This is a genomic window from Pandoraea horticolens (assembly GCF_902459555.1).
Classification (GTDB): Bacteria; Pseudomonadota; Gammaproteobacteria; order Burkholderiales; family Burkholderiaceae; genus Pandoraea; species Pandoraea horticolens.
In genome coordinates this window covers 28,025-52,915 of the sequence record NZ_CABPSM010000011.1, presented here as the reverse complement: position 1 = coordinate 52,915, position 24,891 = coordinate 28,025, and the positions used below count along the sequence as shown (strand labels likewise).

At 62.0% G+C, this 24,891-nt stretch carries 18 protein-coding genes and 2 tRNA genes; 10 read left to right on the top strand and 10 right to left on the bottom strand.

Features of this window, described 5'->3' with window-relative positions:
- Positions 1–146: 146 nt before the first annotated feature.
- From PHO31112_RS17745 to PHO31112_RS17720, 6 genes are all read left to right on the top strand, one after another.
- Positions 147–1,670 carry a protein adenylyltransferase SelO gene (locus tag PHO31112_RS17745; protein ID WP_150621685.1) on the top strand — a complete coding sequence of 508 codons (1,524 nt, stop codon included), beginning with the start codon at positions 147–149 and terminating at the stop codon, positions 1,668–1,670.
- A 137-nt stretch (positions 1,671–1,807) separates the two neighbouring features.
- A complete protein-coding gene (gene msrB, locus PHO31112_RS17740) occupies positions 1,808–2,230 on the top strand; it encodes a peptide-methionine (R)-S-oxide reductase MsrB (RefSeq protein ID WP_150621684.1) in 423 nt (140 codons plus the stop codon).
- Between the two features lie 157 nt (positions 2,231–2,387).
- Positions 2,388–2,807, top strand: coding sequence for a YgiW/YdeI family stress tolerance OB fold protein (locus PHO31112_RS17735; protein ID WP_150621683.1), 420 nt, complete (start codon positions 2,388–2,390; stop codon positions 2,805–2,807).
- 169 nt (positions 2,808–2,976) lie between these two features.
- Complete coding sequence (locus tag PHO31112_RS17730) at positions 2,977–3,510, top strand: septation protein A (protein ID WP_150621682.1); 534 nt, start codon at positions 2,977–2,979, stop codon at positions 3,508–3,510.
- A 22-nt stretch (positions 3,511–3,532) separates the two neighbouring features.
- Entirely contained in the window at positions 3,533–3,796 is a 264-nt protein-coding gene (locus PHO31112_RS17725) for a BolA family protein (RefSeq protein WP_010808081.1), read from the top strand.
- Positions 3,797–3,858: 62 nt separating this feature from the next.
- Positions 3,859–4,653, top strand: coding sequence for a peptidylprolyl isomerase (locus PHO31112_RS17720; protein ID WP_150621681.1), 795 nt, complete (start codon positions 3,859–3,861; stop codon positions 4,651–4,653).
- A 110-nt stretch (positions 4,654–4,763) separates the two neighbouring features.
- On the opposite strand, the gene purL is transcribed toward PHO31112_RS17720, so the two are convergent.
- Positions 4,764–8,795, bottom strand: a complete 4,032-nt coding sequence (gene purL, locus PHO31112_RS17715) for a phosphoribosylformylglycinamidine synthase (RefSeq protein WP_150621680.1) — start codon at positions 8,793–8,795, stop codon at positions 4,764–4,766.
- A 254-nt stretch (positions 8,796–9,049) separates the two neighbouring features.
- Between purL and PHO31112_RS17710 the strand changes: the two genes are divergently transcribed.
- The 3 genes from PHO31112_RS17710 (at position 9,050) to pgi (ending at position 14,056) form a co-directional block, all read left to right on the top strand.
- Complete coding sequence (locus PHO31112_RS17710; RefSeq protein WP_150621679.1) at positions 9,050–10,324, top strand: D-amino acid dehydrogenase; 1,275 nt, start codon at positions 9,050–9,052, stop codon at positions 10,322–10,324.
- Positions 10,325–10,591: 267 nt separating this feature from the next.
- Positions 10,592–12,241, top strand: coding sequence for an NAD(P)H-hydrate dehydratase (locus tag PHO31112_RS17705; RefSeq protein ID WP_150621678.1), 1,650 nt, complete (start codon positions 10,592–10,594; stop codon positions 12,239–12,241).
- A gap of 132 nt (positions 12,242–12,373) precedes the next feature.
- Positions 12,374–14,056 (top strand): glucose-6-phosphate isomerase, encoded by a 1,683-nt coding sequence (pgi, locus tag PHO31112_RS17700; protein WP_246178334.1) that lies wholly within the window; start codon positions 12,374–12,376, stop codon positions 14,054–14,056.
- A gap of 99 nt (positions 14,057–14,155) precedes the next feature.
- Here pgi and PHO31112_RS17695 read toward each other — a convergent pair whose 3' ends face one another.
- Entirely contained in the window at positions 14,156–14,848 is a 693-nt protein-coding gene (locus PHO31112_RS17695; protein ID WP_150621677.1) for an ABC transporter ATP-binding protein, read from the bottom strand.
- 52 nt (positions 14,849–14,900) lie between these two features.
- Between PHO31112_RS17695 and PHO31112_RS17690 the strand changes: the two genes are divergently transcribed.
- Positions 14,901–15,545 (top strand): arylesterase, encoded by a 645-nt coding sequence (locus tag PHO31112_RS17690; RefSeq protein ID WP_150621676.1) that lies wholly within the window; start codon positions 14,901–14,903, stop codon positions 15,543–15,545.
- A gap of 54 nt (positions 15,546–15,599) precedes the next feature.
- On the opposite strand, the gene PHO31112_RS17685 is transcribed toward PHO31112_RS17690, so the two are convergent.
- From PHO31112_RS17685 to tig, 8 genes are all read right to left on the bottom strand, one after another.
- Positions 15,600–17,522 (bottom strand): SurA N-terminal domain-containing protein, encoded by a 1,923-nt coding sequence (locus PHO31112_RS17685; RefSeq protein ID WP_150621675.1) that lies wholly within the window; start codon positions 17,520–17,522, stop codon positions 15,600–15,602.
- An 81-nt stretch (positions 17,523–17,603) separates the two neighbouring features.
- Positions 17,604–17,680 (bottom strand) — tRNA-Asp (locus PHO31112_RS17680).
- 16 nt (positions 17,681–17,696) lie between these two features.
- Positions 17,697–17,772, bottom strand: a tRNA-Val gene (locus tag PHO31112_RS17675).
- Positions 17,773–17,828: 56 nt separating this feature from the next.
- Positions 17,829–18,131: an HU family DNA-binding protein gene (locus PHO31112_RS17670; RefSeq protein ID WP_484555863.1), complete on the bottom strand. Its 303-nt coding sequence runs from the start codon at positions 18,129–18,131 to the stop codon at positions 17,829–17,831.
- 265 nt (positions 18,132–18,396) lie between these two features.
- Positions 18,397–20,817, bottom strand: a complete 2,421-nt coding sequence (gene lon / locus PHO31112_RS17665; RefSeq protein ID WP_150621674.1) for an endopeptidase La — start codon at positions 20,815–20,817, stop codon at positions 18,397–18,399.
- A gap of 194 nt (positions 20,818–21,011) precedes the next feature.
- Positions 21,012–22,292, bottom strand: a complete 1,281-nt coding sequence (gene clpX / locus PHO31112_RS17660; protein ID WP_150621673.1) for an ATP-dependent Clp protease ATP-binding subunit ClpX — start codon at positions 22,290–22,292, stop codon at positions 21,012–21,014.
- A gap of 235 nt (positions 22,293–22,527) precedes the next feature.
- Complete coding sequence (gene clpP / locus PHO31112_RS17655) at positions 22,528–23,181, bottom strand: ATP-dependent Clp endopeptidase proteolytic subunit ClpP (protein WP_150621827.1); 654 nt, start codon at positions 23,179–23,181, stop codon at positions 22,528–22,530.
- 126 nt (positions 23,182–23,307) lie between these two features.
- A complete protein-coding gene (gene tig, locus PHO31112_RS17650; protein ID WP_150621672.1) occupies positions 23,308–24,648 on the bottom strand; it encodes a trigger factor in 1,341 nt (446 codons plus the stop codon).
- Positions 24,649–24,891: the final 243 nt, after the last annotated feature.

Sequence of the window (24,891 nt, the reverse complement as noted above, 5' to 3'; positions counted from 1 at the left end):
ATTTATTCTTGACGCGCACGCTCGCCGGGTCAACGCCCATCGCTTGTGCAGCGCAGCAGATGCGCGGCCACGCCAGCGTACGCAACCCGGCAGCGCGCGATGGACACCTCAAGTAGAATGTTTATTCACCATCAGGAACGTCCCCAATGTCGGCAACCGACCGTCCCGCCCTCGCCTCAGTTTCCGCTTCGCTCAAGCCATATGGACCTCTGCCTTTGGCGAACCGGTTTGCGTCGCTCGGCGACAGCTTCTATACGCGCCTCGCGCCTCAGCCACTGCCTGCGCCTTATCTGGTCGGTTTTTCGGCCGACGCCGCCCGCCTGCTCGGGTGGTCGCCCGAAGCGGCGCGCGATCCGGAGTTTCTCGCCACCTTTGCCGGCAATGCGCCGCTGCCTGGCGGCGACCCGCTCGCCAGTGTCTATTCGGGCCACCAGTTCGGCGTATGGGCCGGTCAACTGGGTGACGGCCGGGCGTTGCTGCTCGGCGAATCGGATGGCCCCGGCGGACGCTGGGAAATTCAGATCAAGGGAGGTGGGCTGACGCCCTACTCGCGCATGGGCGACGGGCGCGCCGTGCTGCGCTCGTCGATTCGGGAATTCCTCGGATCGGAAGCCATGTTCCATCTCGGCGTGCCGACGACACGCGCGCTGTGCGTCATTGGCTCAGACGCCCCTGTACGCCGCGAAACCATCGAGACGGCAGCCGTCGTTACCCGCCTGTCGCCGAGCTTCATTCGTTTCGGTCATTTCGAACACTTCTGGGCCAACGATCAGTACGAAGCGCTGCGTCAACTCGCAGACTTCACCATCGATCATCACTACCCGCACTGCCGCGACGAAGCCAATCCGTACCTCGCACTGCTCAGCGCCGTGTGCGAAGCCACGGCGGAAATGGTCGCGCATTGGCAGGCTGTGGGCTTCTGTCACGGGGTGATGAACACCGACAACATGTCGATTCTCGGGCTGACCATCGATTACGGCCCGTTCGGCTTTCTCGACGGCTTCAACGCACATCACATCTGCAACCACTCCGACACGCAGGGACGGTACGCCTATCAGGCGCAGCCGAACGTCGCGTACTGGAACCTGTTCTGCCTCGCACAAGCCTTACTGCCGTTGTTCGGCGAGGGCGATGCGGCCATCGAACAGGCGCAGTCGGTATTGCCCGTGTTCAAGACGCGGTTCGCAGAGGAAATCGATTTGCGCATGCGTGCCAAGCTCGGGTTGCGCGAGTCGCATGCCGACGACGAAACGCTCATCAACCGTCTGTTCAAGCTGATGCACGAGGGGCGCGTCGACTTCACGCACCTGTTTCGCACGCTCGCCGGGCTCGAACTCGAGAACCCGGCCACCGACGCCCCGCTACGCGATATGTTCATCGACCGTGCGGGGTTCGATGCCTGGGCGGTGGATTACCGCGCACGGTTGCGTCACGAGGCGAGCACCGACGCCAAGCGCGCGGTCGCCATGCGGCTCGTCAACCCGAAGTACATCCTGCGCAATCATCTGGCCGAAATCGCGATCCGGCGTGCCGGTGAGAAGGACTTCTCGGAAGTCGACACGCTGCTGCGCGTGCTCTCGCGGCCTTACGACGAACAACCCGAATTCGAGCGTTACGCCGAGCTGCCGCCCGACTGGGCCGACCAACTCGAAGTCAGTTGCTCGTCCTGATCGACAGCATGACATCGGTGGACGGCGGCGCGTTGCCGCGCATTGCAAAACGGCGGGCCGCCCCCATCTGAGCAAGGTCTGACGAATATTCGACGCGCGGCGGCAACTCCGGGGCCGCTGCCCCTCAGGAGACTCTCATGAGCAAAGTGGAAAAGAACGACGCCGACTGGCGCGCCCAACTCGACGACGTGGAATATCAGGTCACGCGCCATGCGGCCACCGAGCGCGCGTTCACTGGCCGTTACTGGGATCACTGGAAAGACGGCACCTACCGCTGTATCTGCTGCGGTGCGCCGCTGTTCGAATCGACCGAGAAGTTCGATGCGGGCTGCGGCTGGCCCAGCTACTCGGCGCCCCTCGACAAGGCCGGCATAGACGAGGTCATGGACTACAGCCACGGCATGGTGCGCGTGGAAGTACGTTGTCACAACTGCGACGCCCACCTGGGACATGTGTTCGAAGACGGCCCACAGCCGACCGGTCTGCGTTATTGCATCAATTCGGCCTCGCTCAACTTCGAGGACAAGGAAGGCCAGTCCGACAAACCCGTCGAAGGCTGAGAGCCCCACCCCACCGGCACGCCGCCGGTGGGGGTGCCTCCTGTTTTGCCGTGTATCGCGAGCACTTTTGGAAGTTTCCTTCCGCCCAAGTGACCGGACACCGATCAGACGTCTGCTAAGCTGACCTCTCCTTAACAAGCATCAGGAAACGTCGCTCATGCCAGGCAAAAACCATCGTTTCAAGCCGCTTCTCTGTGCGGCAGCGGCATTTCTCGGCGTACTAAGCGCGGCACCTGCCATTGCGCAATACACGGGCCCGGCGGCCGGCGTGGCAACCACCGGAAGCGTGGTCGTGCCGTCCGCGACGTCCAATGTCTCGACCGTCGAGCATGCCCTGGTCGCCCCCGACGACGCCGTCGCCGTGATCGAGGGCTACATCGTCAACCGGCTCAAGCACGAGCACTACACGTTCCGCGACGACACCGGCAAGACCATCGAAATCGAACTCGACGACAAGTACCTGCCGGCCGACCGGCAAATCACCGACAAGACGCGTGTGCGCATTACCGGCGAAGTCGACCGCCATCGCTTTCGTCCGAACGATATCGACGTGAAACGCATCGAGATCCTGCAGTAAGGCAACGTGCCCACGATCATGGGCTAGCGGTGTGGCACGGAAGCGCTGCGCCGCGTATTCGGACATTCGCTGCGGCCTTCGACGGGCCTTTGAAATATAATGAGTGTTTGCTCGCCCGGTGCCCTATGCACGCGGCGTATCACCCCCGAAGCCCCCGAGTCGAGACTTCATGAAATTCCTTTTCGACCTGTTACCGGTCATCCTGTTTTTTGTCGCCTTCAAGTTCGCGGGCATCTACGTCGCCACCGGTATCGCGATTGCGACGACGATTGCGCAAGTCATCTGGATGTGGCTGCGTCACCGCAAGGTCGAGCCCATGCAGTGGGTGAGTCTGGCGATCATCGTGGTGTTCGGTGGCGCGACCATGCTTCTGCACGACGATACCTTCATCAAATGGAAGCCCACGGCGCTGTACTGGCTCTTCGGGATCACACTGTTCGTCGCCGAACTCGTTTTCGACAAGAACCTGATCCGCGCCATGATGGAAAAACAAATGGCGCTGCCCGACACCCTGTGGCGTGCCGTGAATTTCAGTTGGGCCCTGTTCTTCCTCGCCATGGGCGGGCTCAATCTGGTCATCGCCTACCATTTCTCGACCGATACCTGGGTCGACTTCAAGCTCTTCGGCGGGATGGGCCTCATGGTCGTGTTCATCGTCGTACAGAGCCTGTGGCTCGCGAAGTACATCAAACAGGACGAATGACGTCCGTCAGGAAGGCATTGCCATGACCATGGAACAGCAAATCGAAGCGCGGCTGACCGCGGCGCTCGCCCCCCTGGAATTCGCACTCGAAAACGACAGCGCCCGCCACGCCGGTCACGCCGGTGCGGCGTCGGGCGGTCATTACAACCTCAGGATCGTATCTGCCGCGTTTACCGGCCGTAACCGCGTCGCACGTCACCGCCTGGTGTATGATGCGCTAGCCGATTTGATGCAAAACGGCATTCACGCCCTCGCCATCGTTGCGCTCGCCCCCGGGGAAGCGTAATTTGCATGCGACGCGTCCCCCGTCGATTAACCTTGCCTTCGTCATTCGTTAGGAAAAACAGCATGGCATTGAAACTCGCCCGCACGGCTCTGGCGCTCGGCGCCGCCGTGTCGCTGACCGCCGTCTCCCTCCCCGCCCTTGCCCAGAATGTCGCCGTCGTCAACGGCACACCGGTGCCTGTGGCACGTGCCGACGCCATGGTGCGCGAAATGGTGCGTCAGGGTCAGCCGAACTCGCCGCAACTGCAACAACAAGTGCGCGAAGAGCTGGTCAAGCGCGAAGTCCTCGCGCAGGCAGCCGTCAGCAAGGGAATCGCCACTCAGCCGGACGTCAAGGCACAGCTCAAGCTGGCCGAACAAGGCGTGTTGATTCGCGCTCTCATCGCCAACTTCGAGAAGACCTCGCCCGTGACCGACGCGGAAGTCCAGGCGCGTTACGACCAACTGAAGAAGCAGTTCGGCGACAAGGAATATCACGCCCGTCACATTCTGGTGCCGAGCGAAGATACGGCCAAGGAAATCATCGCGAAGCTCAAGGGTGGCGCGAAGTTCGCCGATCTCGCCAAGCAGTACTCGAAGGACCCGGGTTCGGCACAGAACGGGGGTGACCTCGACTGGTCGCCGGCCAACGCCTACGTGCCCGAGTTTGCCGACGCACTGCAAAAGCTCCAGAAGGGCCAGTACTCGCAGACGCCGGTCAAGACGCAGTTCGGCTACCACGTGATCGAGCTGGACGACTCGCGTGACGCGCAGATCCCGCCGTTGTCCGACGTCAAGCCGCAACTCGTGCAGCAAATGCGGGAAGAAAAGCTGCAAGGCTTCATCGACGGCCTCGAGAAGAAAGCCAAGATTCAGTAAGCCTTGCTCGCATTGCACTGAAATAAAAATCCCGCCTTTCGGCGGGATTTTTTTATGCCCTTCGGCGTACGCCGCACGGGACACCCGTGCGGAATATCGCGGTTAAACCATCAAGCCACCCAGCGGCGAGCGTTACGGAACATGCGCATCCACGGGCTATCTTCGCCCCACTGCGCCGGCGCCCAGCTCATCTGCACCGTGCGGAACACTCGCTCCGGGTGCGGCATCATCACCGTGAAGCGGCCGTCGCCTGTTGTTACTGCGGTCAGACCGCGCGGTGAGCCGTTCGGGTTGAACGGATACTGCTCGGTCGGTTGACCACGATGGTCGACGAAACGCATCGCGGCGATGGCCTGATCGATGTTGCCCTGCTGACCAAAGTTGGCGAAGCCTTCACCGTGCGCGATCACGATCGGCAGTTGCGAACCGCCCATGTCCTTGAAGAACAACGACGGCGAGTCTAGCACTTCCACTTGCGTAAGACGTGCCTCGTACTTCGACTGGTTGTATGTGAACTTCGGCCACGCGGCCGCGCCTGGAATCAGGTTCGACAGGTTGCTCATCATCTGGCAACCGTTGCACACGCCCAATGCGAACGTATCGGCACGGTTGAAGAAACCGGCAAATTGCTCGGCCAGCGCCGGGTTGAACAGAATCGTCTTCGCCCAACCCTCACCCGCACCCAATGTATCGCCATACGAGAAGCCACCGCAGGCGATGAAGCCCTTGAATGCTTCCAGCGTATGACGGCCTGCGAGCAGATCGCTCATGTGAACGTCGTAAGCCTCGAAGCCGGCCTTATCCAATACGTAGGCCATCTCCAGATGCGAATTCACGCCCTGCTCACGCAGGACAGCGACCTTCGGACGCGCGCCCGTGGCGATGAACGGCGCAGCGATGTCCTCGCTCGCGTCGAACGTCACCTTCGGCGAAAGGCCAGGATCGCTCGTGTCGTTCAGCATTTCGTATTCGGCATCGGCGGCGGCCGGGTTGTCGCGCAGACGCGCAATGCGCCAGCTCACTTCCGACCACACGCGTTGCAGTTCCGCACGCGGCGCGCCGAACACCTTCTTGGCGTCGCGATAGATCTCGATGACGTCGCTCGTGTTCGGCTTGCCGATCACGTTCGTGCAGTTCGACAGACCGGCTTCGCGCAGCGCCTGCAGCACCGCATCACGCTCGGATGCACGCACCTGGATCACACCGCCGAGTTCTTCGGAGAAGAGTGCGCGCAACGTCTTGTCCTCTCGACGGCCGACCGTTTGCTTGGCCCAATCCTTGGCATCGCCGTAATCGGATTCGAAGCCTTCATCGAGCGTGAGCATGTCGACATTGAGCGACACGCCAACGTGGCCGGCGAAGGCCATTTCCGCAACCGTGGCGAACAGACCACCGTCCGAACGGTCGTGATACGCGAGAAGCTTGCCGTCGCGATTGAGCTTCTGGATGGCGTCGAAGAAACGCTGAAGGCCGGCCGGATCGTCCACATCCGGTGTCACATCGCCGATCTGCTGCGTGACCTGCGCGAGGATACTGCCGCCCAAACGGTTCTTGTTGTGGCCCAGATCGATGGCGATGAGCACCGTCTCCCCCACTTCCGCGACCGAGCGCAGTTGCGGCGTGAGATGGCCGCGCACGTCTTCCACCGGCGCGAACGCCGACACGATCAGCGAGACTGGTGCGACCACATCCTTGCTGCGGCCGGCGTCTTCCCACTTGGTGCGCATCGACAGCGAATCCTTGCCGACGGGGATCGACAATCCCAGCGCCGGGCACAGTTCCATGCCGACAGCCTTGACCGTATCGAACAACGCCGCGTCTTCGCCCTCGGTGCCGCATGCTGCCATCCAATTGGCCGACAGCTTGATCTGGTCGAGCGACGCGATCGGCGCCGCCGCAATGTTGGTGATGGCTTCGCCGACCGCCATACGGCCCGATGCGGGGGCATCGATCACGGCCAGCGGCGTGCGCTCGCCCATCGTCATGGCTTCGCCGCGATAACCGGCGTAATCCATCAGCGAGATGGCGCAGTCGGCCACCGGCACCTGCCACGGACCGACCATCTGGTCGCGCGCCGTCAGGCCGCCCACGGTACGGTCGCCGATGGTGATAAGGAACGACTTGCTGGCAACCGTCGGGTGACGCAGCACGGCACGCGCCACGTCGTCCAGCGACAGGCCGGTCACGTCCACCGGCGGCAGTTCCGCCTTCACGCGCGAGACGTCGCGGTGCATGCGCGGCGGCTTGCCGAGCAGCACGTCCATCGGCATGTCGACCGGGTCCGGCGACTCCGGGTGCATCGGATCGACCAGCTTCAGTTGACGCTCGGCCGTCGAGATACCGATCACGGCCACCGGGCAACGCTCACGCTGGCAGACTGCCTGGAAAGCCGGGAAGCTGTCCGGCGCGATCGCGAGCACATAGCGCTCCTGCGCTTCGTTACTCCAGATTTCGGCCGGCGACATGCCCGACTCTTCGAGCTGGACCTGACGCAGATCGAAACGTGCGCCCTTGTCCGCGCCATCGACGAGTTCCGGAAAGGCATTCGAGATACCGCCCGCGCCGACGTCGTGAATCGACAGGATCGGGTTGGCTTCGCCCTGACGCCAGCACCAGTTGATGACTTCCTGAGCGCGGCGCTCGATTTCCGGGTTGCCGCGTTGCACCGAGTCAAAGTCGAGTTCGGCCGTGTTCGTGCCGGTCGCCATCGAGCTGGCGGCGCCGCCGCCCATACCGATGCGCATGCCCGGGCCGCCGATCTGGATGAGCAATGTGCCGGCAGGCAAGTCGTGCTTGTGCGTGTGCTGTGCGGCAATGTTGCCCAAGCCGCCCGCGATCATGATCGGCTTGTGATAGCCGCGCACGCGACCACCCACATTCTGTTCGTAGGCACGGAAATAGCCGCCGAGGTTCGGACGGCCGAATTCGTTGTTGAACGCAGCGCCGCCCAGCGGGCCGTCGATCATGATCTGCAACGGCGATGCGATACGGTCCGGACGGCCGTAGTCGGTGCCAGTGTCGTCGGGCTTGCGCAGCGACGGCGGCACGGCCACGTCGCGGTCGTTCTCCCACGACTCGCGGGCATCCGGCAGCGCCAGATTCGACACGGTGAAGCCGGTCAGACCGGACTTCGGCGTAGAGCCACGGCCCGTCGCCCCTTCGTCGCGAATCTCGCCGCCCGCGCCCGTCGACGCCCCCGGAAACGGCGAAATCGCCGTCGGGTGATTGTGCGTCTCGACCTTCATCAGCGTGTGCGTGAGTTCAACGCTGCGGCCGTACTTGCCATCGGCGCCGCGCGGATACCAGCGCTCCACTTCGGCGCCTTCCATCACCGAGGCATTGTCCGAATACGCTACCACCGTACCCTGCGGGTGCAGTTGATGCGTGTTCTTAATCATCTGGAACAGCGACTTGTCCTGCGCCTGACCGTCGATAGTCCATTGCGCATTGAAAATCTTATGACGGCAATGTTCGCTGTTGGCCTGCGCAAACATCATCAGTTCCACATCGGTCGGGTTGCGCTTCAGCCCCCTGAAGGCATCGACCAGATACTCGATTTCGTCGTCGGCGAGCGCCAGGCCGAGGTCACGGTTGGCGGCTTCGAGCGCGCTGCGGCCGGCGCCGATCACGTCGACGGTCTGCAAGGGCTTGGCCGGCAGTTCGACAAAGAGCGCCTCGGCATCGTGGCGCGTGGCCACGACCGTCTCGGTCATCCGGTCGTGCAGCACCACCGCGACGCGAGCGAGCACGTCGGCGGGCAGCGATTTCTTGCCGCCAAGCAGGCCCGGCTTCGCGCCAATCGTATATTCGACGGCGCGCTCGATACGGCGCACGTGATCGATGCCGCAGTTATGGGCGATATCCGTCGCCTTGCTCGCCCACGGCGAAATCGTGCCCAGACGCGGGATCACCAGCAACTGGTCGCCCACCGGCACCTCCCCCACCGGCTCACCGTAAGTGAGCAAACCGGCGACGCGAGCCACGTCTTCGCGCGAAAGCGGTTCGGTGCTGGCTACGAGATGGACGTAGCGGGCGTCGACACGCACGATCGAACTGTCGATGGCTTGCAGGGTCTTCAGAAGACGTTGCTGGCGGAATTCGGAAAGCGCCAAGGCGCCGGCGAAGCAGGCAATGTGAGTCATGAACGGACGGAAGGCGAGGCGTACAAAACGCGGGGGAACGGCAAACCGGGATTATACCCTGCTTACCCTGGCTTATACCCGAGTGCGCGACACGCGTTATGGGTAGCCTCCCGCCCTGGGAAGGCATCTCTCTGGTAACCTATGCGCCCCGTAACCAACACGGGCCGCGAAACCGGTTATCCGGTGACGGCACGGAAAAAGACGACACTAACAAGCGAACGAACGGGCGTTCGCCACACACCAGACGGTTGGGAATGAAGGTCATCGTTATCGGCGGCGGGGTCATCGGCACGTGTACTGCCTACTATCTGGCCGCTGCGGGGCACACGGTCACGCTCGTCGAGCGCAACAGTACGGTTGCGCAAGAGAGCAGCTTCGGCAATGCGGGCGTCATCGCGCCAGGGTATGTCACGCCTTGGGCAGCCCCGGGCATGCCGCGCAAGCTGCTGGGCTACATGTTCAGTTCGGCCAGTCCGCTCATCTTCCGCCCCGGCCTGTCGGCCGGAACGTGGCGCTGGGCGGCCCGCTGGCTACGCGAATGCAAGCTCGAACGGTACCGCGCCAATCGCGAGCGGATGCAACGCCTCGCTTTCTACAGCCAGCGCTGCCTGCACGAGTTGCGCGAGGCCCACGTCTTCGAATACGAGCACACGCAGGGCTACCTGCAACTGTTCCGTACCGAGCGCGAAATCAGGATGAACGAGCCGGCGCGGGCGATGCTCACCGAGAACGAGGTGCCGCATCGCTTGCTCACCGCCGATGAGTGCCGCAAGCTCGAACCTGCGCTGTCGACCGATGCCCAGTTGGCAGGCGGCCTGCATCTGCCGCGCGACGAGACCGGCAACTGCCCGCTCTTCACCAAACGCCTCGCCCAGATCGCGCGGGAAATGGGCGTGACGCTCACCACCGAGACGACCGTACTGTCCGTGCGCCCGAATGTGGGCCGCACCGGCGTCACCGTCGAGACAGCCAGCACCATGCAAACGGCCCAGCGCGCGACGCTCGAAGCCGATGCCGTGGTGATCGCCGCGGGCGTGACCAGTACCGCACTGCTACACCCGCTTGGCATCGATCTGCCGCTCTGGCCAATCAAGGGATACTCGATCACGGTGCCGGTCAAGACCGAACTGTTCAGCCCGCGCATTGCCGTGATGGACGAGTCGTACAAAACTGCCATCACACCGCAGGGCAACCGTCTGCGCATTGCCGGAACGGCCGAACTGGGCGATACCGAACTCGTGTTGCGCGAACGCGCCATCGCCACGCTGTACAAGGTGGCGACGGACTGGTTCCCCGGTGCCGGGAAGTACCGCGAGGCGCGCGCCTGGGTGGGCGCACGTCCGATGCTTCCGGACGGCCCGCCGCTGCTCGGCGCCACGCACCTGCCCGGCATCTTCCTGAACGTTGGCCACGGCTCGACCGGCTGGGCGATGGCCTGCGGCTCCGGTCGCGTGCTGGCCGACGTCATCTCCGGTCAAGCGCCGGAAATCGACCTGAACGGGCTGACGCTCGCGCGTTACACGCACTAGTCTGCGCAGCCTCCCCCATGACGAGGGCCGCCCTTGCCCGGCCCTCGCACCGACGCCCGCCAGTGGTGGCGGGTCGACCCTCACATCGCCACCGGCGTCGTGCCGGAGAAGACCGACACGGCATCGGGATTCACACCGGCAGGCAGAACGGTACGATGACGGCATAATCTCCAGATAAGCCTGCAGCACACCTATGCCCGGCCAGCGCCCCGGTGCGTGTTTGTTGTGCTGCGCTCGCTGCATTTGCTACCGGGAGCTTCGCCTGCCATGTCCGATTCTCTGCGCGTCAACGTTCCTGCCGCCGCTGCCAGCCCCAGCCCTCCGGCGCCACGCCCCGGCGCTGCCCTCGGGAAGGCTTGCGCGACGGTCGCGCTCGACTTGCATCTTCCCGGCACGTTGCGTGATGTCGAACGGGCGGCGGCCGCCAAGCTGGCTGCGCACACGCTGATGGCCCGCGCAGGGGCTGCACTCGCCGAGTGGCTTTTTGGACGCCTGCCTGCGCTTGCGAGCGCGGGGCGTCAACCCGTGTTGCTCCTCGCCGGCCCCGGCAACAATGGTGGCGACGCCTATGTCACCGCGCGGGAGTTGCACCGGCGCGGCGTGTTGGTCGATGTCTGGCAGTTGGCGCCGCCGACGGCCGATGACGCGCGTTGGGCGCTCGCCGACGCCCTCGCCTGCGGCGTACCGGTGCGTCCCGCACCTGAGACCTGGCCAGCGCCGTCGGCTTACGCGTGGATTGTCGACGGACTGTTCGGCATCGGTCTATCGCGTCCGCTAGACGGTGCCGCCAGCGCGCTTGTCGAAAATGTCGCCCATGCGCATGCTCAGGGCACGCCCGTACTTGCCATCGACATCCCCAGCGGGCTGGCTGCGGCCACCGGCGTCGCGGGCGGCCCGACCATTCGCGCCGACGTCACGATGGCAATGCTCGGCGCCTGCCCCGGACTGTTCACCGGTATCGGCCGAGACGTTGCCGGCGATGTGCTTGTTGCCTCCTTGGGCGCAGACGAGGTACTGGCAACGACAAAAGCCGCACTTCCCGGTGGCGGCCTCATCACGACGAGCGCACCCAGCGCGTTTATCGCGCATCTGCCGCAACGGCATCACGCGTCCCACAAAGGAAGTTACGGATCGCTGGCCGTGCTCGGCGGCCATGAAGGCATGGTCGGCGCGCCGCTGCTGTCCGCACGTACCGGCCTGATGACGGGCGCCGGACGCGTCTATGTGGGGTTTGTCGCGCACGACGCACCTGCCTGGGACCCAGTGCATCCGGAACTGATGCTGCGTCACGCCGAAAACCTCGATCTTGCGATGATGCAGGCCGTCGCCATCGGCCCTGGGCTTGGAACCTCTGCGGCATCTGCCGCGTGCCTGTCCCGCGCGCTTGCACTCGAGCGCACGCCGCTGGTCATCGATGCCGATGCTCTCAATCTGCTTGCCGCCGAGCCGGCGCTTGCCGAACGCGTGCGTCGCCGCGCCGGGCCCACCGTATTGACGCCCCATCCCCTCGAAGCCGCGCGCCTGGCAGGCTGCGACGTCGCCCGCATCCAATCGGATCGGTTAGCTTCCGCCCGCGCGCTTGCTCAGCATTTCGGCGCAACTATCGTGCTCAAAGGTTCCGGCAGCGTGATCGACAACGGGACCGAGGCCTGGGTCAACACGACAGGGAATGCGGGGTTGGCCACGGCTGGCACGGGCGACGTGCTCACCGGCGCCATCGGCGCGCTGCTGGCGCAGGGCATGCCCGCAACGCAGGCGGCACTGGCTGCCGTCTGGTTGCATGGCCGGGGCGCCGAGCGCTGCGTGTGCGCGGGTGCTGGGCTGGCGGGATTAACGGCATCGGAACTCTTACCTGCCATGCGTGCCGAACTGGCTGATCTGCTGAACGAAGCGACGCGTGCGACGCCCTTCGCTTGATTACGCCAAGGGTCTTGAGCCGATTCCGCCTGAAATGCCTTGCTGCGTGTCTGCGCGCCCGCGTGGAGATCGCCCATCGCCGCATTTCAGCGCGATTGCGCCGCGACTCCCGTTATACTTCGCATTATCGAAATGCCCATATCGCACATGCCGTACAAGCCATCCGCGCCTTCCGCTCGTCTGGATCAACTCCCCGCCTGGCGTACCCTGCTCACGCACCGCGACGAAATCGCCGCCCAGCATATGCGTGACTGGTTCTCCGGCGCCGGAGCCAACACACGCGTCGAACAGTTCTCGCTGCATGCGGCCGGCCTGTATCTCGATTATTCGAAGAACCGCATTACGGAAAAGACGCGCACGCTGCTCACACATCTCGCACGTGAATGCAACCTGTCGGCCAAACGCGATGCCATGTGGGCCGGCGAACATGTGAACGTCACGGAAAACCGGGCAGCATTGCACATTGCCCTGCGCGCGCCGAAGGGCATGGTCTTTCGCGATGCTACGAGCGACGTCAGCAGCCGCGTGCTCGAAACACTCGAGCGCATGCGTGCTTTCAGCGAAAGCGTACGCGACGGAAGATGGGTCGGTGCGACCGGCAAGCGTATCAAGCATCTCATCAACGTAGGCATTGGCGGCTCGGATCTGGGACCACGCATGGTGTGCGACGCTCTGGCGGTTTATGGCCGCCAGGATCTGAGCGCGCACTTTATCGCCAACATCGATCCGACGGAACTCGCACGCACACTGCCGTTGCTCGATCCGCAGACCACGCTGGTCGTCGTTTGCTCGAAGACGTTCACCACGCTGGAGACGATGACCAACGCGCGCACGATTCGCTCATGGTTCGTCGCAAACGGCATTCCGGAGAGCGAACTCGGCAGGCATTTCGTCGCAGTGTCGACGAACGCAGAAGAAGCCACGTCGTTCGGCATTCGCCGCGAGAACGTATTCGAGTTCGGCGAATGGGTCGGCGGTCGCTATTCGCTCTGGTCGTCGATCGGGCTCATCATCATGCTGTATCTGGGCGCTCGGCATTTCGATGCACTGCTCGCCGGCGCGCATGCGATGGACGAACACTTTCGCAGCGCGCCGCTCGAAGCCAACATGCCCGTGCTGCTCGGCCTGATCGGCGTCTGGTACCGGAATTTTTTCGACGCCCAGACGCTTTCCATCGCGCCTTACACCGACGCGCTACAGAAGCTGCCACCGTATCTCCAGCAACTGGACATGGAAAGCAACGGCAAGTCGGTACAAATCGACGGTGCGCCTGTTGCATGGCAAACCGCGCCGATCATCTGGGGCGAACCGGGCACGAACGGCCAGCACGCTTACTTCCAGATGCTGCATCAGGGCACGACTCTCGTGCCAGTGGACTTTATCGCCGTACTCGAACCGCAGTACGACGCACAGGACTATCTCGATCATCACCGCAAACTGCTTGCTAATTGCTTTGCGCAAAGCGAAGCGTTGCTGCAGGGCGGCTCGATGGCGACTGCCGAACAGGCGGGCGGCCCGCTGGAAGCGCAACGCCGGTTCGATGGCAACCGGCCGAGCAACACGCTAGTGATCGACAAGTTGTCGCCCGAACGTCTGGGAGCGCTGATCGCGCTCTACGAACATAAAGTGTTTGTGCAGGCCGCCATCTGGAACATCAATCCGTTCGATCAATGGGGTGTCGAACTGGGCAAGACGCTCTGCCGTGTGATCGAGCCCGAGCTCGCCGATCCGGGTTCGCTCAAGCCGGACGCGCACGACGCCTCTACGACCTCGCTGATTCGCATGGCGGGCGAAGCCCTGAAAGCGAAGGACTGAAAGTCTCGAAACCTCTCTCCACGCCGCTGCGAATAACGGCGGCGGCAGCTATCGATGGGGCGCGCTCGCCCCTCCCTTCCGTCTGCTTCGTCCGTTTCGTCAAACCGATGCGCCGTTGACCAGTCTCCCGCCGGCGAGCTGCACCGTCGCATCGCAACGTTGGGCAATCGCCAGATCGTGCGTCACGAGCACTAGCGTCGCACCGCTCGCCTCGTTGAGCGAGAACATGAGGTCAATGACGCGCTCGCCCGTAGCCGTATCGAGACTGCCCGTGGGCTCGTCGGCAAATAGCACAGCCGGCTTCGTGACAAAGGCGCGTGCCAGCGCCACACGCTGCTGTTCGCCGCCCGAGAGTTGTTTGGGATAATGCGTCAGTCGCGCCCCCAATCCGACTTGCTCGAGCAAGTTGACCGCACGATTGCGCACGTCACGCGTCTCCCCCAACAACTCGAGGGGCAGCATGACGTTCTCGAGTGCGCTCAGATGCGGCATGAGCTGGAACGACTGGAAGACAAAGCCGACAGCGCCGCGTCGCAGCGCAGCGCGGCCCTCTTCGTCGAGATCGCCCAGCGACTTGCCCAGCAGCGTGATGGCGCCATCGGTCGCGGTGTCGAGTCCGGCCATCAGGCCAAGCAGCGTCGACTTCCCCGACCCCGATGCGCCGACGATTGCCACGCTCTGGCCCTTCGAGACAGAGAAATCGATATCCTGCAAAATGACGAGCTCACCGGTGGCGTCACGCAACCGTTTGCCCAGACCCCGCACCTCAATTACGTTTTCGGAAAACGACATGGCAAGAAGAGAGTTCTTGAAATTGGCCGCCTCAGCCCTCGTAGGCTGGTGCATGCTGTCAGGGACCGCGGCGAACGCGGCAAGTTCGGGCGCACCGACGATTTTGGTCGTGGGCGACAGCCTTTCTGCGGAATATGGCATCGCGCGCGGCGCCGGCTGGGTCAATCTGATGCAGCAGACGATCACGCAAAGCGGCTTCGATTATAACGTCGTCAACGCGAGTATCAGTGGTGATACTACGAGCGGCGGACGTGCCCGTCTGACGCCGTTGCTTGAGCGCTATCGTCCGGCCGTCACGATCCTCGAACTGGGCGGCAACGATGCCCTTCGCGGCATTCCGCTGGATCTCACACGCAAGAACCTGCTCGAAATGATCGCCGCCGCACGCAAGACAGGTAGCAAGGTGATCGTCGTCGGCATGCGAATTCCCCCCAACTACGGTCCCGACTACAGCGAACGATTCTTCAATATGTTCTCCGTAGTTGCCAGGCAAGAGAAGACGGGCTACGTGCCCTTTCTGCTGGCCGGTGTGATCGAACACCCCGACTGGTTCCAGCAAGATCAGATTCACCCGCTGGCCAAGGCACATCCGCAAATTCTGCAGAACATCTGGCCAACGGTGAAGCCGCTGCTCAAACCCGCCGGCAAACCTCCCGCCAAAGCGGCGGACTCCCGGACGCCGAAGTCCGGCGCATAAAAAACGCGGCCGGTTGGCCGCGTTTTTCTTTCCATCCAGACATCGATCAACCGATCACGAGCCTGCCTTTGTGACGTCATGGACCACCTTGACCTTCGAGCGAGCTCGCAGGTCACCCAGCCACGCATTCCACTCGGCCTGAGCGGCCAGTTGGTTGAGCTGCTGCGCTTCGGCGGCAAGGCGCTGTGCATCCTGTTGAGCCGGTTGCGTCACCTTGCTGATGCGATAGACCGCGTAGCCCTGACCTTCGCCCAGCGCCACACCGACATACGCCGGCAGCTTGGCCGTATCGGCAGCGAAGATTGAGGTCAACGCGGTTGCCGGCAGCTTGCCCGGGTTGTCTCGCGAAACGGTCTGCGCAGCACCGAACGCCGCATCGCCCCCCTTCTTCAGCGCGTCGAGCTTGGCTTCGCCTGCCTTCCTGGCGTCCTGATCCGCCAGATCGGCAACCGCTTTCTCCCTGACTTGGGCCTCGATCTGCGCGAGCGGCGGCGTTGCGGCAGGATGGTAGTTCACCACATGGGCCGACACCAGCACGCCCTGACCAACATCTACCGCTTCGGTGTTGCGCTTGTTTTTGAGGGATTCGTCGCCGAACACCGCTTTGAGCAACTTTTCGTTACCCAGCGGGCTTTGCGCTTGCGACGGGTCCGGCGTGCGCGTGACCTTCGCCGACAGCACCTTCAGGTTCAACTGATCGGCCACCGGCTGCAGGCTGTCGGGTTGCTCATACACCGCATTGGTGAATTGATCGGCCAGCTTGGCATACGCCTTCGCCGATTCTTGCTGGCGATACTGATCGGCCAACTGCCCCTTCACTTCATCAAACGACTTCGTTTGCGCCGGCTTGATACCCGTCAGCTTGATGATGTGATAACCGAAGTCGCTCTTCACAACATCGCTCACGTCACCATTGGCCTTGAGCGCGAACGTAGCATCGGCAAACGGCTTGACCATCGCATCGCGCGCAAAGAAGCCGAGATCCCCCCCGTTGGCCTTCGAACCCGGATCTTCCGAATTCTCGCTGGCCAGCTTGGCGAAGTCGTTCGGGTTCTGCTTGATCTGCGCGAGCAGCGCTTCGGCCTTGGCCTTCGCCTTGGCGTGATCGGCCGGTGATGCATCGGCTGGCGACGCGATCAGGATGTGCGATGCGCGACGCTCTTCCTGGGTCGTGTACTGCTTCAAATTGTCGTTGTACATCTTGCGCAGCACGTCGTCGCTGGCAGGCGTCTGCGCCGATGCCGGCATGGCCTTCGGATCGAGCACAACGTATTGGATCTCGGCCGACTCCGGCGTCTGGAACGCGGCCTTATGCGCATCGTAGTACGCCTGCATCTGCTGCGGCGTCGGCACGACCTTACCAGCGAAGTCGGAGACCGGGAAATTCAGCGCCGCGACTTCACGTTGCTGAGCACGCAGTTGAGCGAAACGATCGAGCACCGCCTTCGGCAACATGGAGCTCACCTGCACGCTCGCCGGCAGTTGGTTCGATGCCAGTTCGAAACGGATTTGCGCCTCAAGCCGCTGCGGCGTGAGGTTCTGCGCAGACAGCAGTTGCTCGTATTTGGCCTGATCGATCGAGCCATCCGGACGGCGCAGTTGCGCAATCGCCGGGATGGCGAGCAGCGCCTCACGCACTTGAGCATCGGGCACCGACAGATTCTTCTTGAGGGTTTCCTGCGTAAGCAGCTTCTGCTGGATCAGGTTATCGAGCACAGCACTGCGCATTTCGGGGGTGTTGATCTGGCTCGCATCGACAGCGCCACCGAACATTTGCTGCATGCGCTCGGTCTGTGCGCGAAGCACGCTGTCGTACTCCTGACGTGTCACGGTTTGATCGCCTACCTTGGCAATCGTGCTGGCATCCGCGGCATAGTCTTGCAAGCCATGAACGCCGAACACCACGAACGACGGGACGATCAGCACCGTCAGGAAGATGAGGACCAAGCGTTGATGACGGCGGATGAAGTCGAACATACGAAATCGGAAAAGTCGTCTAGAGCGTCTTAGGACGTCATATGGCAAAAAAGGCGAACCGAAGTTCGCCTTTTCACAATTTGGCGGAGCGGACGGGGCTCGAACCCGCGACCCCCGGCGTGACAGGCCGGTATTCTAACCAACTGAACTACCGCTCCCCAAGATATCTGGAACTGGTGGGTGCTGAGGGGCTCGAACCCCCGACCTACGCCTTGTAAGGGCGCCGCTCTACCAACTGAGCTAAGCACCCGTTCCCGATTCAAGCGTTGTTCTTGTTACCGTTCCCTGCCGAAGCAGGAAAGCTCGTTAGTTTAACGTATCTTTCAAACCTTTGCCAGGGCGAAATTTCGGAACCTTCGCTGCCTTGATCTTGATCGCTGCGCCAGTGCGCGGATTGCGCCCCGTGCGCGGCGCGCGCTTCGCGACGTGGAACGTACCAAAGCCGACGAGCGTCACCTGCTCGCCCTTCTTCAACGCTTTCTTTACCGCACCCACCAGTGCATCAAGTGCTCGACCGGCAGCAGCTTTCGAGATATCTGCCTCACCCGCGATATGATCGATCAGTTCCGTCTTATTCACTGTAACCCCCTTGCAAGGATAGTAGGCGATTGAGCCGCGGAGGCGCTCTTTGCGCGCCTTGACATTGATCTGCGAGGTCCGCTGGCTTTGCCATTAGACAAGCCGCAAACCCTGATGTCAAGCCGTTTTGCGCCCTTTTAGCGGCATAGGAAGCACTCCTGAATCTGCGCATTCCGGCCACTATTTTCGAGCACTTTACGTGAACAAAAAAAGCCCGGGGAAAACCCGAGCTTTTTGCCCATTTTCGATCTGGCGCGACGAGCAAAATGCCGTCGCGCCAAACGAAATGTGGCGGTCAATGCTTGATGACGTCCTGCTTGCCGCTGGTATCCGCATTCGGCGCAACAGGCGCAGCTTTCGCCTCCTCTTCCGGCAGCGGCACCGGCGCATGCTCCAGCGCCAGTTCAAGCACCTTGTCGATCCAGCGCACCGGCACGATCTCCAGCGCGTTCTTGACCGTGTCGGGAATCTCCGCGAGATCCTTCACGTTCTCTTCCGGAATCAACACGAGCTTGATGCCACCACGGTGAGCCGCAAGCAACTTCTCCTTGAGGCCGCCGATCGGCAGCACTTCGCCGCGCAGCGTGATCTCACCAGTCATTGCCACATCCGCACGCACCGGAATGCCGGTGAGCACCGAGACGAGCGCCGTTGTCATTGCAATACCGGCGGACGGACCGTCTTTCGGCGTCGCGCCTTCCGGCACGTGGATGTGGATGTCCTTCTTCTCAAACTGCTCGTCCGTCACACCGAGGCGACGGGCACGCGAACGCACCACCGAACGTGCCGCTTCGACCGACTCCTTCATCACGTCGCCGAGCGAACCCGTGCGGATGATGTTGCCCTTGCCCGGCATCAGCGCGGCTTCGATGGTCAGCAGATCGCCGCCCACTTCCGTCCACGCCAGCCCCGTGACCTGGCCGATCTGGTTTTCCTTCATGGCGAGACCGAAGTCGAACTTGCGCACACCCAGGAAGTTGTCGAGATTGCTCGCATCGACCTTGATCGACGACCCATCGACCTTCTTGAGCAACAGCATCTTCACGACCTTACGGCAGATCTTGGAGATCTCGCGCTCGAGCGAACGCACGCCGGCTTCTCGCGTGTAGTAGCGGATGATGTCGCGGATCGCGGATTCCGCCAGATCGATCTCGCCTTCCTTCAGCCCGTTGTTCTTCTTCTGCTTCGGCAGCAGATAACGCTGGGCGATGTTGACCTTCTCGTCTTCCGTGTAGCCCGACAGGCGAATCACTTCCATACGATCGAGCAACGGTGCCGGAATGTTCAGCGAGTTCGAGGTGGCCACGAACATCACGTCCGACAGATCGAAGTCGACTTCGACGTAGTGATCCGAGAACGTGTGGTTCTGCTCGGGATCAAGCACTTCGAGCAGCGCCGAACTCGGGTCGCCCCGGAAGTCCATGCCCATCTTGTCAACTTCGTCGAGCAGGAACAGCGGGTTGCGTACCCCCACCTTCGACAGGCTCTGCAAAATCTTGCCCGGCATCGACCCGATGTACGTACGACGGTGGCCACGAATTTCGGCCTCGTCGCGCACGCCGCCCAACGCCATGCGCACGAACTTGCGGTTCGTCGCACGCGCGATCGACTGACCGAGCGACGTCTTACCCACGCCCGGGGGCCCGACCAGGCACAGGATCGGCGCCTTGACCTTGTCCACGCGCTGTTGCACGGCAAGATACTCAAGGATGCGTTCCTTGACCTTCTCGAGACCGAAGTGGTCCTCGTCGAGCACCTTCTCGGCGTTCGACAGATCGTTGTTCACCTTGCTCTTCTTGCGCCACGGCAAACCGACCAGCGTGTCGATGTAGTTGCGCACGACCGTGGCTTCGGCCGACATCGGCGACATCAGCTTGAGCTTCTTGAGTTCGGCGTCGGCCTTCTTCTTGGCTTCCTTCGGCAGATGCGCGGCCTTGATGCGCTTCTCGAGTTCTTCGAGATCCGCGCCTTCTTCGCCTTCGCCCAGTTCCTTCTGGATCGCCTTGACCTGTTCGTTCAGGTAGTACTCGCGCTGACTCTTCTCCATCTGGCGCTTCACGCGACCACGGATGCGCTTTTCGACCTGAAGAATGTCGATCTCGCTCTCAAGCTGCGCGAGGAGATGCTCAAGGCGCTCGATGACCGGGAACATCTCCAGAATCTTCTGCTTCTGCTCGAGCTTGAGCGGCAGGTGAGCGGCGATGGTATCCGCCAGACGCCCCGCCTCGTCGATGCCCGACAGCGACGTCAGGATCTCCGGCGGAATCTTCTTGTTGAGCTTCACGTACTGATCGAACTGCGCCACGATCGCACGACGCAGGGCCTCGGATTCCGGCGAGTTGCCGTCATCCGGTTCGAGCGGCATGACTTCCGACGTGAACTGGGTTTCTTCTTCATCCACGCTCAGAGTGCGAGCGCGCTGAATCCCCTCGACCAGCACCTTGACGGTGCCATCGGGCAGTTTGAGCATTTGCAGGATGTTCGCCACGCAACCGATCTCGTAGAGATCCTTGGACGTAGGCTCATCCTTGGCCGCGGCTTTCTGCGCGACCAGCATGATGTGCTTGCCGCCTTCCATGGCAGTTTCAAGCGCTTTAATCGATTTCGGACGCCCCACGAAAAGGGGAATCACCATGTGCGGAAACACGACCACGTCGCGCAAAGGCAACAGGGGCAGTTGAATCGCTTCGGGCGGGAGGATTTGGGTGCCTGACATCTCGTTCCCCATATTTAACGATAACGTTGTGTTCCAGCTAGTTGAGGCCGCCGGCGAGAATTACAAGAGGGACGGAGGGCCCATTCGCCGACAAGTTGCACCACTCGGGGTTTCATTGCCCGTGGCACTAGTATGAAGGAAAAAAAGCCGTCCATGTTTCCATGAACGGCTTCGGGTAGCACTGAGTTGACCGTTCAATTGGAGCCGGCAACCTTGGGTGACTCCTGGTAGATCAAAAGCGGTTTTCCGTCGCCGCTGATCGCGTTTTCGTCCAGAATCACCTTGGTAACGCCCTTGAGCGACGGCAGCTCGTACATGACTTCGAGCAGCGCCTGTTCGATGATCGAACGCAGGCCACGCGCACCGGTCTTGCGCTTGATGGCCTTGCGCGCCACCGCGTGCAGCGCCGCCGGGCGGATTTCCAGCTCCACCCCTTCCATCAGGAACAAACGCTGGTACTGCTTGACCAGAGCGTTCTTCGGCTCGATGAGGATGGTTACCAGTACGTCCTCATCAAGCTTACCCAACGTGGCAACCACCGGCAGACGGCCGATCAACTCAGGAATCAAGCCGAATTTGATCAGATCTTCCGGTTCGACGTCACGCAGCAGCTCGCCAGCGTCGCGCTCTTCGCCTGTCTTGACCGTCGCGCCGAAACCAATACCCGTCTTCTCGGTGCGGTTCATGATGATCTTCTCGAGGCCATCGAACGCACCGCCGCAGATGAACAGGATGTTCGTCGTGTCGACCTGGATGAAATCCTGGTTCGGATGCTTGCGGCCACCTTGCGGCGGCACCGACGCCATCGTCCCTTCGACGAGCTTGAGCAGCGCCTGCTGCACGCCTTCGCCGGACACGTCGCGCGTAATCGACGGGTTGTCCGACTTACGGCTGATCTTGTCGATTTCGTCGATGTAGACAATGCCCTTCTGCGCCTGCTCGATCTCGTAATTGCAGTTCTGCAGCAGCTTTTGGATGATGTTTTCGACGTCTTCCCCCACATAACCGGCTTCGGTCAGCGTGGTGGCGTCGGCAATCACGAAGGGCACGTTAAGCAAACGTGCAAGCGTCTGCGCAAGCAGCGTCTTGCCCGAACCGGTCGGCCCGATCAGCAGGATGTTGCTCTTGGACAGCTCGACCTCGTCGCGCTTGTCGCTGAGGTGTTTCAGTCGCTTGTAATGGTTGTAGACCGCAACCGCCAGAATCTTCTTCGCGCGGTCCTGGCCGATCACATATTGATCGAGACTCTCGCGAATTTCCTGCGGTGACGGCAAATCGGACTTGCCACCACTGCCGCTCTCGTCTTCGGCTGCTGCGGCCTCGTCGCGAATAATCTCGTTGCACAGATCAATGCACTCGTCGCAGATAAACACGGACGGACCTGCGATGAGCTTCTTGACCTCGTGCTGGCTCTTTCCGCAGAAGGAGCAGTAGAGCAGCTTTTCGCCGTTGGAAGTGCTTTTTTTATCCACCATATCTGTGTCAGCCTGCTAGCAATTTGCGCCCCGGTCGTCCCCCATCGGGGGCGGCAAACGCGGCATACGTAATTGCATTGTAACGCCATGCCGCGCGAGCGTGTGGCCCACCCGCGACAACCCTAAATTCCCTTTTACGACAAAGACTTGGCGCGATCACCCAGTCTTTCGAGACGAAAACACCCGGTGTCGCGCCAGCCATTTTGCCGTCAGGCGCCCTGAATTCGAGACCGAATCAGGGACGCTTTTCCAGCACGCGATCGATCAACCCATACTCGACGGCCTCGGCCGCCGACTTGAAGTTGTCGCGATCGGTGTCGCGCGCAATGGCTTCGAGCGACCGACCGGTGTTGTCGGCAAGCAGGTTATTCAATCGGTCCTTGAGCAAAAGGATTTCCCGGGCGTGAATCTCGATGTCCGACGCCTGACCACGGGCGCCGCCCAGCGGTTGGTGGATCATGATGCGCGCGTTCGGCAGCGCAAAACGCTTGCCCTTTTCGCCAGCGGCGAGCAGGAATGCGCCCATGCTCGCGGCCATACCCAGGCACAGTGTCGAGACCGCCGGTTTCACGAATTTCATCGTGTCGTAAATCGCCAGACCCGCCGAGACGGAACCGCCCGGCGAGTTGATGTACATCGAGATTTCCTTGTCCGGATTTTCACTCTCGAGGAACAGCAACTGGGCGACGATGAGGTTGGCGCTCTGGTCGTTGACCTCGCCCACCAGGAAAATGATGCGCTCCTTGAGGAGTCGCGAGTAAATGTCGTAAGCGCGCTCGCCACGCCCACTTTGCTCGACGACCATCGGCACGAGGCCAAGGCCTTGCGTCTCGAGGGCGGAGTTGTGCGTCGGGGAGGCGAGTTGGGCGAGCAATTCGGAACGGGTAATCATATCGGTTCGACCCTTCTATCGAGATGGTTTTGCGCGCCGCAGGGAGGAGGCCCGGAGGCCATTTGGAAAAGAACCGCCACGGCCTTTCGGCCGCGGCGGCTCAGTTGGTCGTATCGCGCTCGATCAGGACTGCGTGTTGCCCGCCAGCTCTTCGAAGCTGACTTGCTTGTCGGTCACCTTGGCCTTACCCATGACGAACTCGACTACGTTGTTCTCGACGACAAAACCTTCCATTTCCGCCATGCGCTGCTGATCGCCATAGTACCAGCGGACGACTTCTTGCGGGTCTTCGTAGCTCTTCGCGAACTCTTCGACTTCGGCCTTGATCTGCTCCGGCTTGGCTTGCAGGTCGTTCTGCTTGACCAGCTCAGCCAGAATCAGACCCAGCTTCACGCGACGCTCAGCTTGCTCCTTGAACATCTCCGCCGGGATCGGCACGTTGCCAGCGTTCGGCACGCCGCGTTGTGCGAGGTCCTGACGAGCCATCGCCACCAGACGCTCCTGATCCTGAGCGACCAGCGCGTTCGGCACTTCCAGCTCTGCTACGGAGATCAAGGCGTTCATCACTTGATCCTTGAGCAGAGCCTGCGTACGGCGCTTCACTTCGCGCGACAGGTTTTCCTTGATGTCGGCGCGCATCTTTTCGATGCTGCCATCCGCGATACCGAGCGACTTAGCGAACTCGGCGTCAACTTCCGGCAGGTGCGCCCACTCGACCTTCTTCAGCGTAACGGTGAACGTGGCGGTCTTACCAGCCACTTCCTTGCCGTGGTACTCGTCCGGGAACTTAAGCTCGAATTCCTTCGATTCGCCGACCTTCAGGCCCAGCGTGGCCTTCTCGAATTCCGGCAACATGCGGCCTTCGCCCAGCACGAAGACGAAGTCTTCGGCGCTACCGCCGGCGAACACTTCACCGTCGATCTTGCCAACGAAGTCGACCGTCACACGGTCGCCGTCCTTGGCTTCCACCGCGCCGCCGTCGCCATGGGCGCCAGCTTCGCCGCGCACGTGATAGTGCACGCGCTGCTTGCGCAGGATGTCGATGGTGCGATCGATCTCGGCTTCCGAGACGTCGGTCGTGGTGCGGCTGACTTCCGCAGTGGCCAGATCACCGATCTTGACTTCCGGGTAGATCTCGAACGTGGCGTCGAATGCGTATTCGGTTTCGGCAGCGTCGGCCTTCGGCGCGAAGCGCGGCTGACCTGCCACACGCAAATCCTGTTCCTTGCTGATTTCGAAGAATTGCTGGCCAACCTTGTCGCTCACGACTTCGGCTTCGACCTGACCACCGTATTGCTGGGTGACCATCTTCAGGGGCACCTTGCCCGGGCGGAAGCCCGGCATGCGAACCGTCTTCGACAGCTTTTGAATGCGAGCTGCGACTTCTTTTTCGACTTCCTGCTTGGGCAGGGCGATGGTAAAGCGGCGCTCGAGCTTGCCGAGGTTTTCAACAGCAATAGTCATGAGGATATTCGTCCATCCAGAGGGTCGTTCTGTGTTGCGGCGAGGGAATGCCGCAAGCGGACCCAGTCAGTTAATCAACCTTGGGCCGGAACCGGCGACGTGACGCCAGCTTCCCTCCGCCCCCGACAAATCGGGGTAGCCCCAAAACGGTTTTGCACACAAAGCGGGACATTTTAGCAAACTATTGTCCCGCCTCCAGACTTTCCACCCGGAAATCAGGGAAATCTGACCATTTTGCCTTCA